The organism is Paracoccus stylophorae (genome assembly GCF_028553765.1).
Taxonomy (GTDB): domain Bacteria; phylum Pseudomonadota; class Alphaproteobacteria; order Rhodobacterales; family Rhodobacteraceae; genus Paracoccus; species Paracoccus stylophorae.
Genome location: NZ_CP067134.1, coordinates 3,264,164 through 3,276,667 on the forward strand (window position 1 = coordinate 3,264,164; position 12,504 = coordinate 3,276,667).

Genomic DNA, 12,504 nt, shown 5'->3' on the forward strand with positions numbered 1-12,504 from the left:
GGGGCGGCGGCGCAGCGCCGATGCGGCGGCCACCTACCAGCGCAACATGCGCCGCCCGGCCAGCGCGCCGACGGTCGCCACGATCAGGATGCCGATGCCGTACCAGGTCAGGAAGAACAGCGGCAGATCCTCATTGCAGTGCAGCGCATAGACGCAGGCGGCCAGCCCGCCGCAGGCCAGCCCCAGCATGGCACCGCTGCGCGCGGGCGCGGGGCTGGCCCCCTCGGCCAAGACGCGCAGCCCCGGAAACAGCGGCAAAAGACCGAACAGCGTGATCGAGATCAGGCACTGGATCGCGGAATTGCCGCGCATATCCGGCCACAACGTCCCCGGCGCGGCCGAGATCGCGGCCACCAGCCACCACAGCAGCGCCCCGCCGCCGATCAGCACCGGCAGCCACCTTGCCGGCACCGCATGTTCCTGCGGCCGCGTCATCCGCAGCGCGGCGTAAAGCGCAGGCAGCGCCACGGCCAGCGGCAGCAGCCATTTCATCCGCGTCACCGGCTCGTCCAGCGCCGCACGCAGATCGGGCCGAATCCCCAGCACCAGCATCAGCAGCACGACCGCCGCCAGCAGCCCCGCCCCCGCCCGCAGCAGCAGACGCGGCGCAATCGGGCGGGGCGGCGTTGCATCGGCCGCCAGCAGCGCGATCAGGGTTGGGGTGCGCATCACGCCCCCTCCCGGCGCAGCCGGGCCAGACGCTGCAACGCCCGGTGCAGCGCCACGCGCAACCCGCCGGCGGTCAGGCCCAGGCGCGCGCCGCATTCCGCGTGGCCACGCTCTTCCAGCGCCAGGCATCGCAACAGGGCGGCATCGCGTTCGGGCAGCCGGCCGATCAGCGATTCGGCATCGCGCCGTTCCAGCGGATCGGGCGCGGGGTCGGCGGGCAGCGAATCGGCAAAATCGTCCACCGGGACATGCACATGCCGACCGCGACGGCGAAAGGCATCGACCAGCTTGTGACGCGCGATCGCATAGACCCAGGGGCGCAGCGGCCGGTCGCTGTCCCATGTCGTACGCTTCAGATGGATCGCCAGCAATGTTTCCTGCACCACATCCTCGCACCAGGCCGCATCCATGCCCGCCGCCCGCGCCCGAACAAGGCCGCGCACGACCGGCGTCACATCGGTCAGCAACTGCCGATAGGCCCGCCGATCGCCCGCGATCGCGTGCCGCATCAGTTCGGACCAGTCCGCGTCAGCACGTCCGCCCTGTGTCATCATCGGTTTTCCCTACGCGCTGACCCGCCCCATCGTTACAGCATCGGCGCTGCCCGGTCTGCACGTCACGACCTCGTGAACGATGTAACGCATCGCGCCCCTTCGGCGAATGGCCTTGCGGGACGGCCCTGCCGCCCATCCAACACAGGAGAGTCAGAAGATGAGCCCGAAACTCGCAGCAGCAATCGCCACCGCCGTCAGCCTTGCCGGCGCGGCCGCCCATGCAGACGACGCCAAGAAAAGCGCCGAGATGGAAAAATGCTATGGCGTCGCCCTGGCCGGTCAGAACGACTGCGCGGCCGGCCCCGGCACGACCTGCGCCGGAACCTCGACCAAGGACTATCAGGGCAACGCTTGGAAGCTGGTGCCCGCCGGCACCTGCTCCGAGATCGAGACGCCGGCCGGCCATAACGGCGCGCTGGAACCGATCGAGATGTGATCCACGACGGGCGCGGGTCGTTTCGATCCGCGCCTGACGCGCCGCAGACACGGCGCAACCCGATCAGGTTTCAGAAAGGCATCCGATGACCCTGCCCGCCTTGCCCGGTGTCGGCTTCAAGCCGCAGCATTTCCCCGCGATCCGGAAGACCCGCCCCGATCTGGGTTTTTTCGAGGTTCATGCCGAAAACTACATGGGTGCCGGCGGCGCCCCGCACGCCATGCTTGCGGCGCTGCGACGCGATCACGCCATCTCGATCCACGGGGTCGGGCTGTCGATCGGCGGCCCGCAGCTGAACGAGGATCATCTGGCCCGCGTGAAGGCGCTGTGCGACCGGTATCAGCCCGACAGCTTTTCCGAACATCTGGCCTGGTCAAGCCACGGCACCGAGTATCTGAACGATCTGCTGCCTCTGCCTTATACGCGGCAGACGCTGGACCGGGTCTGCGATCACGTGGACCGCGTGCAGGAGGTTCTGGGACGCCCCCTGCTGCTGGAAAATCCCGCCACCTATCTGGTCTTCGCGCACAGCGATATTCCCGAAACCCGGTTCTTGGCCGAGATTGCGCGGCGCACCGGATGCCTGCTGCTGCTGGACGTCAACAACGTCTTCGTCAGCTGCGTCAATCACCGGACCGATCCGCTGGCGTGGCTTGACGACTTCGCGCTGGATCTGGTCGCCGAGATCCATCTGGGCGGCCACGACCACGAGGATCTGCCCTCGGGCCCGCTGCTGATCGACGCCCACGGGGCCGAGGTGGCCCAGCCGGTCTGGGCGCTGTACGACGCGGTTCTGGAACGGGCCGGGCCGCTGCCGACGCTGATCGAATGGGACAACGACGTTCCCGAATGGAACCTGCTGCTGGCCGAGGCCGACCGCGCCGCCGCCATGCTGTCGGATCGGAGGCGCCATGCCGCGGCCCAGTGACAGCGACGCAGAATTCACCCGCGCTTTCCGCGCCGCGCTGGCCGGCGGTGCGGTGCCCGATTTCGTGCGTGCGCCGGACCCGGCCGAGGCTGCAAGCCGCTTTGCGGTCTATCGCAACAACGTCGCCCACAGCCTGCGCACGGCCCTGTCGCGGCGGTTTCCGGCGATCCGGCGGCTGGTCGGCGGGACGTTCTTCGATGCCATGGCGGCCGAGTTCGTCGCCGCGCACCCGCCCGCCTCGCCGGTCATCCAGGAATGGGGCGATGAGTTTCCGCGCTTTCTGACGATGTTTCCGCCCGTCGCCACCCTGCCCTTTCTGGCCGATGTGGCGCGGATCGAATGGGCGCGCGGCCGCGCCTATCACGCCGCCGACGCGGTGCCGATGCCGGCCGGAAACCTGGGCCAGACCGGGCCGCTGCGGCTGCACCCGTCGCTGCATCTGCTGCATCTGGACCATCCCGCCGTCAGCATCTGGCAGGCCAACCAGCCAGACCGGGACGGCCGGACCGACGCCGTGGGCGCCCAGATCGCGCTGATCTGGCGGCGTCCAGATTTCAGCGTCTCGGTCCAACCGCTATCCCAGATGGACGGCGGCTTCATCGCGGCGCTGATGCAGGGCGCGCCGATGGCGGCGGCCGCCGTGCTGACCGACCCGGTGCCGATGCTGACGCTGCTGCTGCGCGACGGGCTGATCTGCGACCCGGGGGCGCCGTCATGACCGCCCGCCCCGCAGGTTCCGGCCCCGCCGCAGGGCTGCGGTGGGCCAACCGGCTGGCCGACCGCATCCCGTACGCGCCTGTCGCGCTGGCCGCGCGGCTGTTTCCGGCGGCCGTCTTCTGGGCCAGCGGGCGCACCAAGCTGGACGGGTTCAGCCTGAAACCCTCGGCCCTGTATCTGTTCCAGACCGAATATGCCCTGCCGCTGATCCCGCCCGCAGCGGCGGCACGGCTGGCGGCGACGGCCGAACATGTGTTGCCGGTTCTGCTGGTGCTGGGACTGATGACGCGGCTGTCCGCGCTGGCGCTGCTGGCGATGACGGCGGTGATCCAGATCTTCGTCTATCCGTCGGCCTGGCAGACCCACGGGTTGTGGGCCGCCTGTTTCCTGATCGTGATCGCGCGCGGACCGGGCGCGTGGTCGCTGGACGCGGCACTTGGGCTGGACCGTGCCGCGCGCTGAGGCCACGCGGACCGGCAGTCACGCCGGCTCAGATCAGCCTGGCATGTTCCAGCGCCGCGTCGATCAGGCGGCGCGTCGGTTCGGTCAGCGCGACCAGCGGCAGGCGCACGCGTTCGTTGCACAGCCCCAGCCGCGACATCGCGTATTTCGCCCCCACAAGGCCGGGTTCGACGAAGATCGCGTGATGCAGCGGCATCAGCCGGTCCTGGTATTCCAGCGCCAGCGCATAATCGCCGCGCAGCGTCGCCTCTTGAAACTCGGCGCACAGTTTCGGCGCGACATTCGCCGCCACGCTGATGCAGCCGACCCCGCCATGCGCGTTGAAGCCAAGCGCGGTCGCATCCTCGCCCGACAGCTGGATGAAATCCGGCCCGCAGGTGATGCGCTGCTGGCTGACGCGCTCCAGCCTACCGGTGGCGTCCTTGACGCCGATGATCTGCGGCAGATGCGACAGCACGCCCATCGTCTCGGGCAGCATGTCCACGACCGACCGGCCCGGGATGTTGTAGATGATGATCGGCAGGTCCACCGCCTCGGCCAGGGCGGTGTAATGGGCGATCAGCCCGGCCTGCGTCGGCTTGTTGTAATAGGGCGTGACCACCAGCGCAGCGTCGGCCCCCACCTCCTGCGCGTGCCGGATCAGGCCGATTCCCTCGCGGGTCGAGTTCGACCCCGCCCCCGCGATCACCGGCACCCGGCCCGCGGCCAGCCGCACGACCTCTTCCACGACCAGACGGTGTTCCTCGTGCGTCAGGGTCGGGCTCTCGCCCGTCGTGCCCACCGGCACCAGCCCGTGGCTGCCCTGATCGACGTGCCAGTCGACCAGTTTCTTCAGCGTGTCCAGATCCAGTTCGCCGTCCTCGGTGAACGGCGTGACCAGTGCGGGCAACGAACCCTTGAACATGACACGCTCCTTGGTGATCCTTTCATGTGGCGCCTAACTACGCCCGGGCGCGGAACTTGCCAAGGTTGTGAATTGCGTCCGCCCGCCGTGGCGGCCACACATGTGGATGATGCGACTTCTGCGCGACATGTTGGGGGCCGCGCTTCTGGCGATGATGCCCCTTGCCACCCCCGCCGCACTGGCCGAGGACCGGGGCGCGATGGCGCTTGCGCTGGCGGCGGCCGATGCGCGCGATTGGATCACGGCGCGCAACGCGGCCGTGCGCTCTGGCCCGGTGGCCGAGGCACTGGTCGGCTGGCAGGCGCTGCGGGCGGGGTTCGGCGATTTCGACGATTATCTGGGCTTCATCCGCAACCATCCCGACTGGCCGGGCCTGGCCCTGCTGCGTCAGCACGGCGACACGCGGCTGCGCCCCGATCTGCCGCCACAGGCGATCCGCGAATGGCTGGGCGACCGTCTGCCCACGACTCTGCGCGCCGAGACGGCCTTGCTGGCGACGCTTGCCCCCGACGCCGCACGCGCCGAACGGGCGCGTTTCTGGACCGCCACGCCGCTTGATCCGGCCGAGGAACGGGCGTTTCTGCAACGCCACGAGCCGCAGTTGACGCCGCTGATGACCGCCCGCGCGACCGCGATGCTGGATCAGGGCGAATGGCGGCAGGCCGAGCGGTTTATGGACCGCCTGCCCGCAGCCGACCGCCCGCTGCTGGCGGCGCGAATCGCGTTGCAGGCCCGCAGGCCGGGCGTGGACGATCTGATCCTGGCGCTGCCCGAAGCCCGGCGCGCCGATCCCGGCCTGACGATGGACCGGTTCCGCTGGCGCGTGGCGGCCAAGCTGCATGACGGCGCGCAAGAGCTGATGCTGGCGGCCTCGACCGGGGAATCGGCGCTGCGGGTGCCGGAAGTCTGGGCCCAGATGCGGGTGGATTACGCCCGTCTGGCGATGCGGCGCGGCGACTGGGCGCTGGCCGAGAGGCTGGCGGCGGCGCATTACCTGCCGCAGGACAGCCGCCATTATGCCGATCTGGAATGGCTGGCCGGGTTCGCGTCACTGAAACAGGACGCGCCGGATCGCGCGCTGGATCATTTCGCGCATCTGGAAACCGTCGTCGGCAGCGCCATCAGCACCGCCCGCGCCCTGTATTGGCAGGGCCGCGCGCATGAGGCCTTGCGCGACGACCGCGCGGCACGGCGCGCCTATGCCCGCGCGGCGCAGAAGCCCGGCGTCTATTACGGCCAGCTGGCGGCGGAAAAGGTCGATGCGGTCATGCCCGCCGCCTATGCCGTGCCCGGCCGCGCCATCGACAGCCTGCCCGACTGGCGCGGCGCGATGCGCGACAACGGCGTCTATCAGGCGGGATTGTGGCTGCTGGCGACGGGCCGGACCGACGAGGCGCAGCGATTCTTCCTGCACCTGGCGGAAACCGCGCAGCCTGCGGACATCGCCCGCATGGCCCGGCTGATGATCGAGGCGGGCGCGCCCTGGCACGGCCTGCGCCTGTCCAAGCGCGCCGCCGATCAGGGCGCGATCTATCCGGCCGCGCATTTTCCGCTGACCGGGCTGGAAAACGCCGAGCTGGGCCTGCCGCCGGAACTGGTGCTGTCCATCGCCAGACAGGAATCCGAATTCAACCACACCGTCAGCAGCCATGTCGGCGCGCGCGGGCTGATGCAGCTGATGCCCGGCACCGCACGACAGATGGCGCAGGCTTTGGGCGAACCCTATCAGCTTGCCCGCCTGACCCGCGATCCGGCCTATAACGCGCGTCTCGGCGCGGCTTATCTGGCGGGGTTGCGCGACCGTTTCGGCACCTCGACCGCGCTGACCGCGTCGGGCTATAACGCCGGGCCGGGGCGGCCGGCGCGCTGGCTGCGGGATTTCGGCGATCTCAGGCGCGAAACCGACCCGGTCGATTGGGTCGAACTAATCCCCTTCGACGAGACGCGCAACTATGTCATGCGCGTGACCGAGGCGATGCCGGTCTATCGCGCCCGCATCCACGGCAAGCCCGCGCCCATCGTGCCGACATGGGATCTGACCGGCGGCGGGCTGATGCCGGCCCCGCCGGTGCGACTGACGCTGGCGCTGTCCGCGCGCCCTGTGCCCAAGCCCTTCATCGGCCCGCTGCTGCCGCCCGGCCGGTCGCTGCCCGTGGCCGAAACCGCCGCGGCGGACGCACCGGGCGGATAACGATCGGACTGGTCGCACCGTCGCGGCCCGGTCAGCCCGCCGTCCGGATCCGCGCGCGCCACAGCGTGAACAGCCCGGCCCCCACCACGATCGCCGCGCCCGTCACCACGTTGGGGCGCAGCTCCTCGGCAAAGACCGCGACGCCGATGATGCTGACCCAGACAAGCTGCGTATAGGCAAAGGGTTGCAGGGCCGACGCCTCGGCCAGCTCATAGGCGCGGATCATCAGGTAATGCGAGGTCATGCCGCAGGCGCACAAGGCGGCCATCCAGATCCAGTCCACCGGCGCCAGCCATTGCCAGTGCCAGATGCCGATCAGCGTGATTCCCCCGGCACCGGCGATGCCGGTCCAGAAGAAGCTGACAATCGACGGATCGTCGCGCGAGACATGGCGCGTCAGCAGCCCGTAAAGCGCGAACATCAGCGCCGCCGCGAAAGGCAGCAGCGCCTCGATCTGCATGACGCCTCCGCCGGGTTGCAGGATCACCAGGATGCCGACAAAGCCGATGGCGATGGCGGTCCAGCGCCGCCAGCCCACCTTTTCGCCCAGAACCGGCCCCGACAGCGCGGCGACCAGCAGCGGATAGGAGGTGAAGACGGCATGGGTCTCGACCAGGCCAAGCCGCACGAACGCCTCGACGATCAGCAGGCTTTCCAGCACCAGGATCACGCCCCGCGCGATCTGCGTCAGCGGCCGCCTTGTGCGGATTGCGCGCGCAAGCCCGCCGGGCTGACGCGACACCAGCGCGGTCACGAACAGCGCGAACACCCAATACCGGATCATCACGACCAGAACCGGCGGATATTCCGACCCCAGCACCTTCGAGAACCCGTCCTGCACCGCAAAGATGAACGCGGTCGCGCACATCAGCAGGATGGCAGGCCCGGTCCGGTCCACGGCGGGCGCGGGCAGACGCGGCGGCACCGGCGGCGGGGCGGATGCCGCGGCGGCGGATGACGAGGAATAGCGGCCCTTGCGGCGGCGGTCGCGGTGGACGGGGTCTGACATGGCGCGTTTCCCTTTGGCCCTGGGCGATGCGGCGGCGGCCGGGCCTCGTCAAGCCGGGCCCGCCCGGCGCGGTATCACGAACGGGCGCGTGGCCGGTCAGTCGCGGGTGCGGATGATGCGGGCGAAGGCGTCGAACAGTTGCGGGTTGGCCGCGATCAGGCGTCCCGATTCCAGCGGATCGTCGCCGTCGCGGATCCCTTCGACCAGACCGCCCGCCTCGCGCACGATCAGGATCCCGGCGGCCACGTCCCAGGGCTGGTTGCCGCGTTCCCAATACCCGTCATACCGCCCCGCCGCGACCCATGCCAGATCCAGCGCCGCCGCGCCCAGACGCCGCGCCCCGGCGCTCAGCGGCATCAGCCGTGCCAGGTCCTGCAAGGCGGCGGGCAGCGGGCCGTGCCCGGCAAAGGGGATGCCGGTCGCAAACAGCGCCTCGTCCAGCCTGCGGCGACCCGAGACGCGCAGACGCTGATCGTTCATGAACGCGCCGCCGCCCTTTTCGGCAAAGAACAATTCGTCCTTGGCCGCGTCGAAAATCACCGCCGCGACGATCTCGCGCTTGTGTTCCAGCGCGATGCTGACGGCCCAGTGCGGCAGGCCGTGCAGGAAATTCGTGGTGCCGTCCAGCGGATCGACGATCCAGCGCCGGGTCGGGTCCTCGCCCGCCTCTTCGCCGGTTTCCTCGCCCAGCCAGCCATAGTTCGGGCGGGCGTTGCGCAATTCCTCCTTGATGATCCGTTCCGCCTCGCGGTCGGCCCGGGTGACGAAATCGCCTGCGCCCTTGACGCTGACCTGAAGGTTCTCGACCTCGCGGAAATCCTTGACGAGGGCGCGACCCGCCTTGCGGGCAGCCTTGATCATGATGTTGAGATTGGCGCTGGCCATCGTTCGCTCCGCATAAGGGGTTGCGCGCGTCATAGGCGCACGCGCCGCAAATGCCAAGGATCAGGCGGCGCCGCGCAGCATCCGCAACGGCTCGGTGCGCGAAAGCCGCAGCACATGCGCCATGTAAGGCTGGCTCAGCGCATCCTCGCGCACCGCCGCATACAGCCTGCGCAACAGCCCGCGCGGCCCCAAGGGCAGCATCGCAAGTTCTGGGTTGGCGGCCTCGCGGCGCAGAACCCAGTCCGGCATGACCGCCACGCCCCGCCCCGACGCCACCAGCATCAGCGCCACCGCGGTCAGTTCGACCGTCCGCTGGCCGGCAGGCTCGATGCCGGCGGGCGTCAGGAAATGGCTGAACACGTCCAGCCGCGCGCGATCCATCGGATAGGTGATCAGCGTCTGGTCGGCCAGATCCTGCGGGTCGGCATGCCCCTTGGCCACCAGCGGATGGCCGGCCGGCACGACCAGCGTCGGCGCATAGTCGAACAGCGGCTGATAGGTGACGCCCGGCACATCCTCGGGGTCGGACGAGATCACCAGATCGACCTCTTCCCGCGCCAGCGCGGGCAGCGCGCCAAAGGCCAGGCGCTGGCGGATATCCACATCCACGTCGGGCCAGGCGCGGCGAAAGATGTCCAGCACCGGCAGCAGCCAGTCGAAACAGGCGTGACACTCCATCGCGATATGCAGCCGGCCGATCCGGCCCGCCTCGACATCCTTGAATTCGGCCTCGGTGGCGGTGACCAGCGGCAGCACCTGTTCGGCCAGCCGCAACAGCCGCATCCCCGCCGCCGACAGCCGCATCGGCTTGGCCCGGCGCACGAACAGTTCCACCCCGGCCTGTTCCTCAAGCGCCTTGACCTGGTGGGACAGGGCCGATTGCGTGATGTTCAGCGCTTCGGCGGCGCGGGCCAGCCCGCCTTCCTGATGAATGGCGCGGACGGTCCGCAGATGACGCAATTCCAGATGCATGTGAGCCGTGTTCAAGTTTATCTTGAAGATTATGAATTTGTCTCACGCGCCGCCGGATGGCACAAGGGGTCATGCAAGAAGGAATCGTCATGGCCCGCGCGACCCCGAAAATCAGCTTCGAGTTCTTTCCGCCCAAGACGCTGGATGCCTCGTTCCGGCTTTGGGAAACGGTGCGCGCGCTGACGCCGCTGGCGCCCGATTTCGTCTCGGTCACCTATGGCGCGGGCGGCACCACGCGGCGGCTGACGCACGAGGCGGTGACGACCATCAACCGCCATTACGGGCTGAACGTCGCCGCGCACCTGACCTGCGTCGAGGCGACGCGCGACGAGACGATGGACATCGTGCAATCCTATGCCGATGCCGGGATCAGCGAGATCGTCGCGCTGCGCGGCGATGCGCCCAAGGGTCAGGACCGCTTTACCGCGCATGAGGGCGGTTTTGCGAACTCGATCGAACTGATCGAGGCGATCGCGGCGCGCGGCGACATGACGATCCGCGTCGGCGCCTATCCCGAACCGCATCCCGACAGCGCCGATTCCGATGCCGATGTGACGTGGCTGAAGCGCAAGATCGACGCCGGCGCGACCAGCGCCATCACCCAGTTCTTCTTCGAGCCGGAAACATTTTTCCGGTTCCGCGACAAATGCGAAAAGGCCGGCATCGATGCGCCGATCATTCCGGGCATCCTGCCGATCCAGGGCTGGGCCGGCGCCCGCCGCTTTGCCCAAAGCTGCGGCACATCCATCCCGCAATGGGCCGAGGATGCGTTCGCGGCCGCGATCCGCGATGGCGGCGACCGCGAACGGCTGCTGGCCACCGCGATCTGCGCCGAGTTGTGCGACCGGCTGATCGCGGGCGGGGTCGAGCGGCTGCATTTTTACACGCTGAACCGTCCGGGCATGACCCGCGATGTCTGCGCCGCACTGGGCATCCAGCCGGTCCGCGATCTTGAGGCGGTCGCCTGAACGCGCCGCCCCTGACCGCGCCGCCCCTGACCGCGCCCATCGCCCGACGGCTCAGGACAGCGCCATCACCGTCGCATTCGCCATCACGCCGAAACCGTTGAAGCGGGTGTTCGTGACCGTCGAATAGGCGCCGGCGCCGTGAAAGACGACATAGTCGCCCTCGGCGATGTCGGCGGGCAGGCTCAGCTCGCCGGGCAGGCGATCGACCGAATCGCAGGTCGGGCCAAAGATCACCCGACCGGCCGCATCGCCCTGCCGGGGCCGCCCCTGCGGATCGAACACCTCAAGCCGGTCCAGATTGCCCACTACCGGCAGTTCCGCCAGCCCGCCATAGACGCCATCGTTCAGAAACACGCTGGCGCCGTCGCGGATGCCCTTGACGCGCGTGACCAGCGAAAACGCATCGGCGCACAGCCCGCGTCCGGGTTCGCAGACCAGATCGGGCGCATTGCCGTCGAAGGCGCGCGCCGCCGTGTCGCGGATCGCGGCGAAGATGGCCTGAAGATCGGGCTCGACCCCGCCGACGCGGTGCGAGGGAAAGCCGCCGCCCACGTTCAGCCTGCGGGCCGCCACGCCCGAATCGTCGCAGATCTCGCGCGCGACGGTGATATAGCTTTGCCACGCCGCCGGATCGACGCATTGCGTGCCCGGATGAAAGGTCAGCGACGGGATATATCCCCGCTTGGCCACCAGTTGCAGCAGTTCCGCCGCCAGCGCCGGCGTCGCGCCAAACTTCGATCCGAAATCATAGACCGCGCCCAGGACCGGCAGCTTGAAGCGGGGCGAGATTTCGACCCCGCGCCCCTCGATCTGCGTCGGCACCATGTCGAAAAGCTTTTCCAGCTCGCTGCGGCTGTCCACCGACCACGAGGTGATGCCGGCGCGCACGGCATGCGCGATCTCGGACCGGGCGCGGACCGGGTTGTGGTAATGCCGCGCGGCCTGCGGCGCCAGCCGCCCGATCAGGTCGATCTCGAACGGCGAGGCGACGTCGAATCCGCTGATGCCCGCAGTGACGAGGTTCTGGACCACGGCCTCATCCGGGTTCGACTTGACTGCATAGGTGACCAGCCCGGGAAACCCGTCCAGAAACTCCCTCGCCCGGTCCTGAAGGACGGTCGGGGCAAAGACCATGACCGGGTTTTCCGGCTGTGTCTGGCGGATCAGTTCGGCCGGGTTGTCCCAGACGGTCTTGTGATGTCCCATGGCGGTCCTTTCGCGCGTAAGAGGGGCCGGATCGGCAGGAAGGGCGGTTCTAACCCAGAATGGCGGTTTTGGGTTCCGATTCCACCGATGAAAAGGATAGATTTGCGGCGTCAGCCGGTTAATATGCCGAAACCTGTGACGATCTGACGAAGTTGCGGAGTCATGGCCTTGGACGATCTGGACCGGAACATCCTGACCCAGCTTGCGCAGGATGCGCGGGTGTCGGTGGCGGTGCTGGCGCGCCGGCTGCGGGTCGCACGCTCGACCGTGCAGACGCGGCTGGAGCGGCTGGAAAGTTCCGGCGCCATCGCCGGCTATACGCTGCGACTGGGCGAAAGCGCGCGTTTGTCGCGCATCCGGGCGACGGTGCTGCTGGTGATCGAACCGCGCGGCCTGCCGGGAATCCTGGCCCGCCTGCGCAACCTGCCCCAGGTCGAGCGGATCCACACCACCAGCGGCCGCGTCGATCTGCTGCTGCAACTCGCCACCGGATCGACGCAGGAACTGGACGATCTGCTGGACCGGATCGGCGGGCTGGACGGGGTGCGGTCCTCGGAAAGCCTGATCCATCTGTCGACCAAGCTTGACCGCGCGGTGTGACCG

Annotated in this window: 14 protein-coding genes; 7 read left to right on the forward strand and 7 right to left on the reverse strand. The window is 69.0% G+C overall.

The window, feature by feature from the left end; all coding sequences use genetic code 11:
- Positions 1-33: 33 nt before the first annotated feature.
- Together JHW45_RS16210 and JHW45_RS16215 are read right to left on the reverse strand one after the other, a co-directional pair.
- Entirely contained in the window at positions 34-669 is a 636-nt protein-coding gene (locus JHW45_RS16210) for a DUF1109 domain-containing protein (RefSeq protein ID WP_272858615.1), read from the reverse strand.
- Positions 669-1,223, reverse strand: coding sequence for a sigma-70 family RNA polymerase sigma factor (locus JHW45_RS16215; protein ID WP_272858616.1), 555 nt, complete (start codon positions 1,221-1,223; stop codon positions 669-671). The genes JHW45_RS16210 and JHW45_RS16215 overlap by 1 nt, the downstream gene beginning before the upstream one ends.
- Positions 1,224-1,380: 157 nt before the next feature.
- Between JHW45_RS16215 and JHW45_RS16220 the strand changes: the two genes are divergently transcribed.
- From JHW45_RS16220 to JHW45_RS16235, 4 genes are all read left to right on the forward strand, one after another.
- Positions 1,381-1,659: a BufA1 family periplasmic bufferin-type metallophore gene (locus JHW45_RS16220; RefSeq protein ID WP_272858617.1), complete on the forward strand. Its 279-nt coding sequence runs from the start codon at positions 1,381-1,383 to the stop codon at positions 1,657-1,659.
- 85 nt (positions 1,660-1,744) lie between these two features.
- Complete coding sequence (gene bufB, locus JHW45_RS16225; protein ID WP_272858618.1) at positions 1,745-2,587, forward strand: MNIO family bufferin maturase; 843 nt, start codon at positions 1,745-1,747, stop codon at positions 2,585-2,587.
- Positions 2,571-3,305 carry an HvfC/BufC N-terminal domain-containing protein gene (locus JHW45_RS16230; protein WP_272858619.1) on the forward strand — a complete coding sequence of 245 codons (735 nt, stop codon included), beginning with the start codon at positions 2,571-2,573 and terminating at the stop codon, positions 3,303-3,305. Before bufB ends, JHW45_RS16230 begins: the two co-directional genes overlap by 17 nt.
- Positions 3,302-3,766 (forward strand): DoxX family protein, encoded by a 465-nt coding sequence (locus JHW45_RS16235; RefSeq protein WP_272858620.1) that lies wholly within the window; start codon positions 3,302-3,304, stop codon positions 3,764-3,766. Before JHW45_RS16230 ends, JHW45_RS16235 begins: the two co-directional genes overlap by 4 nt.
- 28 nt (positions 3,767-3,794) lie before the next feature.
- Here the strand turns inward: JHW45_RS16235 and dapA are convergent, their stop codons facing one another.
- Positions 3,795-4,670: a 4-hydroxy-tetrahydrodipicolinate synthase gene (gene dapA / locus JHW45_RS16240; protein ID WP_272858621.1), complete on the reverse strand. Its 876-nt coding sequence runs from the start codon at positions 4,668-4,670 to the stop codon at positions 3,795-3,797.
- A gap of 106 nt (positions 4,671-4,776) precedes the next feature.
- On the opposite strand from dapA, the gene JHW45_RS16245 reads away from it, so the two are divergent.
- Entirely contained in the window at positions 4,777-6,861 is a 2,085-nt protein-coding gene (locus JHW45_RS16245) for a lytic transglycosylase domain-containing protein (RefSeq protein WP_272858622.1), read from the forward strand.
- 31 nt (positions 6,862-6,892) lie between these two features.
- Here JHW45_RS16245 and JHW45_RS16250 read toward each other — a convergent pair whose 3' ends face one another.
- The 3 genes from JHW45_RS16250 to JHW45_RS16260 form a co-directional block, all read right to left on the reverse strand.
- Positions 6,893-7,870, reverse strand: coding sequence for a DMT family transporter (locus tag JHW45_RS16250; RefSeq protein ID WP_272858623.1), 978 nt, complete (start codon positions 7,868-7,870; stop codon positions 6,893-6,895).
- Between the two features lie 96 nt (positions 7,871-7,966).
- On the reverse strand, positions 7,967-8,755 hold the full coding sequence (locus tag JHW45_RS16255; protein WP_272858624.1) for an inositol monophosphatase family protein: 789 nt from the start codon (positions 8,753-8,755) through the stop codon (positions 7,967-7,969).
- A 60-nt stretch (positions 8,756-8,815) separates the two neighbouring features.
- Positions 8,816-9,727 carry a LysR family transcriptional regulator gene (locus JHW45_RS16260; RefSeq protein ID WP_272860646.1) on the reverse strand — a complete coding sequence of 304 codons (912 nt, stop codon included), beginning with the start codon at positions 9,725-9,727 and terminating at the stop codon, positions 8,816-8,818.
- Positions 9,728-9,816: 89 nt separating this feature from the next.
- Between JHW45_RS16260 and metF the strand changes: the two genes are divergently transcribed.
- Entirely contained in the window at positions 9,817-10,695 is an 879-nt protein-coding gene (metF, locus tag JHW45_RS16265; protein ID WP_272858625.1) for a methylenetetrahydrofolate reductase [NAD(P)H], read from the forward strand.
- 51 nt (positions 10,696-10,746) lie between these two features.
- Here the strand turns inward: metF and JHW45_RS16270 are convergent, their stop codons facing one another.
- On the reverse strand, positions 10,747-11,901 hold the full coding sequence (locus JHW45_RS16270; RefSeq protein WP_272858626.1) for a type III PLP-dependent enzyme: 1,155 nt from the start codon (positions 11,899-11,901) through the stop codon (positions 10,747-10,749).
- A gap of 168 nt (positions 11,902-12,069) precedes the next feature.
- On the opposite strand from JHW45_RS16270, the gene JHW45_RS16275 reads away from it, so the two are divergent.
- Entirely contained in the window at positions 12,070-12,501 is a 432-nt protein-coding gene (locus JHW45_RS16275) for an Lrp/AsnC family transcriptional regulator (RefSeq protein WP_272860647.1), read from the forward strand.
- The last annotated feature ends 3 nt before the right edge of the window (positions 12,502-12,504 follow it).

Bases quoted from the DNA above. Each gene is read 5' to 3' on its own strand.
- JHW45_RS16210 (WP_272858615.1), bottom strand. From the start codon at position 669: ATGCGCACCCCAACCCTGATCGCGCTGCTGGCGGCCGATGCAACGCCG.
- JHW45_RS16215 (WP_272858616.1), bottom strand. From the start codon at position 1,223: ATGATGACACAGGGCGGACGTGCTGACGCGGACTGGTCCGAACTGATG.
- JHW45_RS16220 (WP_272858617.1), top strand. From the start codon at position 1,381: ATGAGCCCGAAACTCGCAGCAGCAATCGCCACCGCCGTCAGCCTTGCC.
- bufB (WP_272858618.1), top strand. From the start codon at position 1,745: ATGACCCTGCCCGCCTTGCCCGGTGTCGGCTTCAAGCCGCAGCATTTC.
- JHW45_RS16230 (WP_272858619.1), top strand. From the start codon at position 2,571: ATGCCGCGGCCCAGTGACAGCGACGCAGAATTCACCCGCGCTTTCCGC.
- JHW45_RS16235 (WP_272858620.1), top strand. From the start codon at position 3,302: ATGACCGCCCGCCCCGCAGGTTCCGGCCCCGCCGCAGGGCTGCGGTGG.
- dapA (WP_272858621.1), bottom strand. From the start codon at position 4,670: ATGTTCAAGGGTTCGTTGCCCGCACTGGTCACGCCGTTCACCGAGGAC.
- JHW45_RS16245 (WP_272858622.1), top strand. From the start codon at position 4,777: ATGATGCGACTTCTGCGCGACATGTTGGGGGCCGCGCTTCTGGCGATG.
- JHW45_RS16250 (WP_272858623.1), bottom strand. From the start codon at position 7,870: ATGTCAGACCCCGTCCACCGCGACCGCCGCCGCAAGGGCCGCTATTCC.
- JHW45_RS16255 (WP_272858624.1), bottom strand. From the start codon at position 8,755: ATGGCCAGCGCCAATCTCAACATCATGATCAAGGCTGCCCGCAAGGCG.
- JHW45_RS16260 (WP_272860646.1), bottom strand. From the start codon at position 9,727: ATGCATCTGGAATTGCGTCATCTGCGGACCGTCCGCGCCATTCATCAG.
- metF (WP_272858625.1), top strand. From the start codon at position 9,817: ATGGCCCGCGCGACCCCGAAAATCAGCTTCGAGTTCTTTCCGCCCAAG.
- JHW45_RS16270 (WP_272858626.1), bottom strand. From the start codon at position 11,901: ATGGGACATCACAAGACCGTCTGGGACAACCCGGCCGAACTGATCCGC.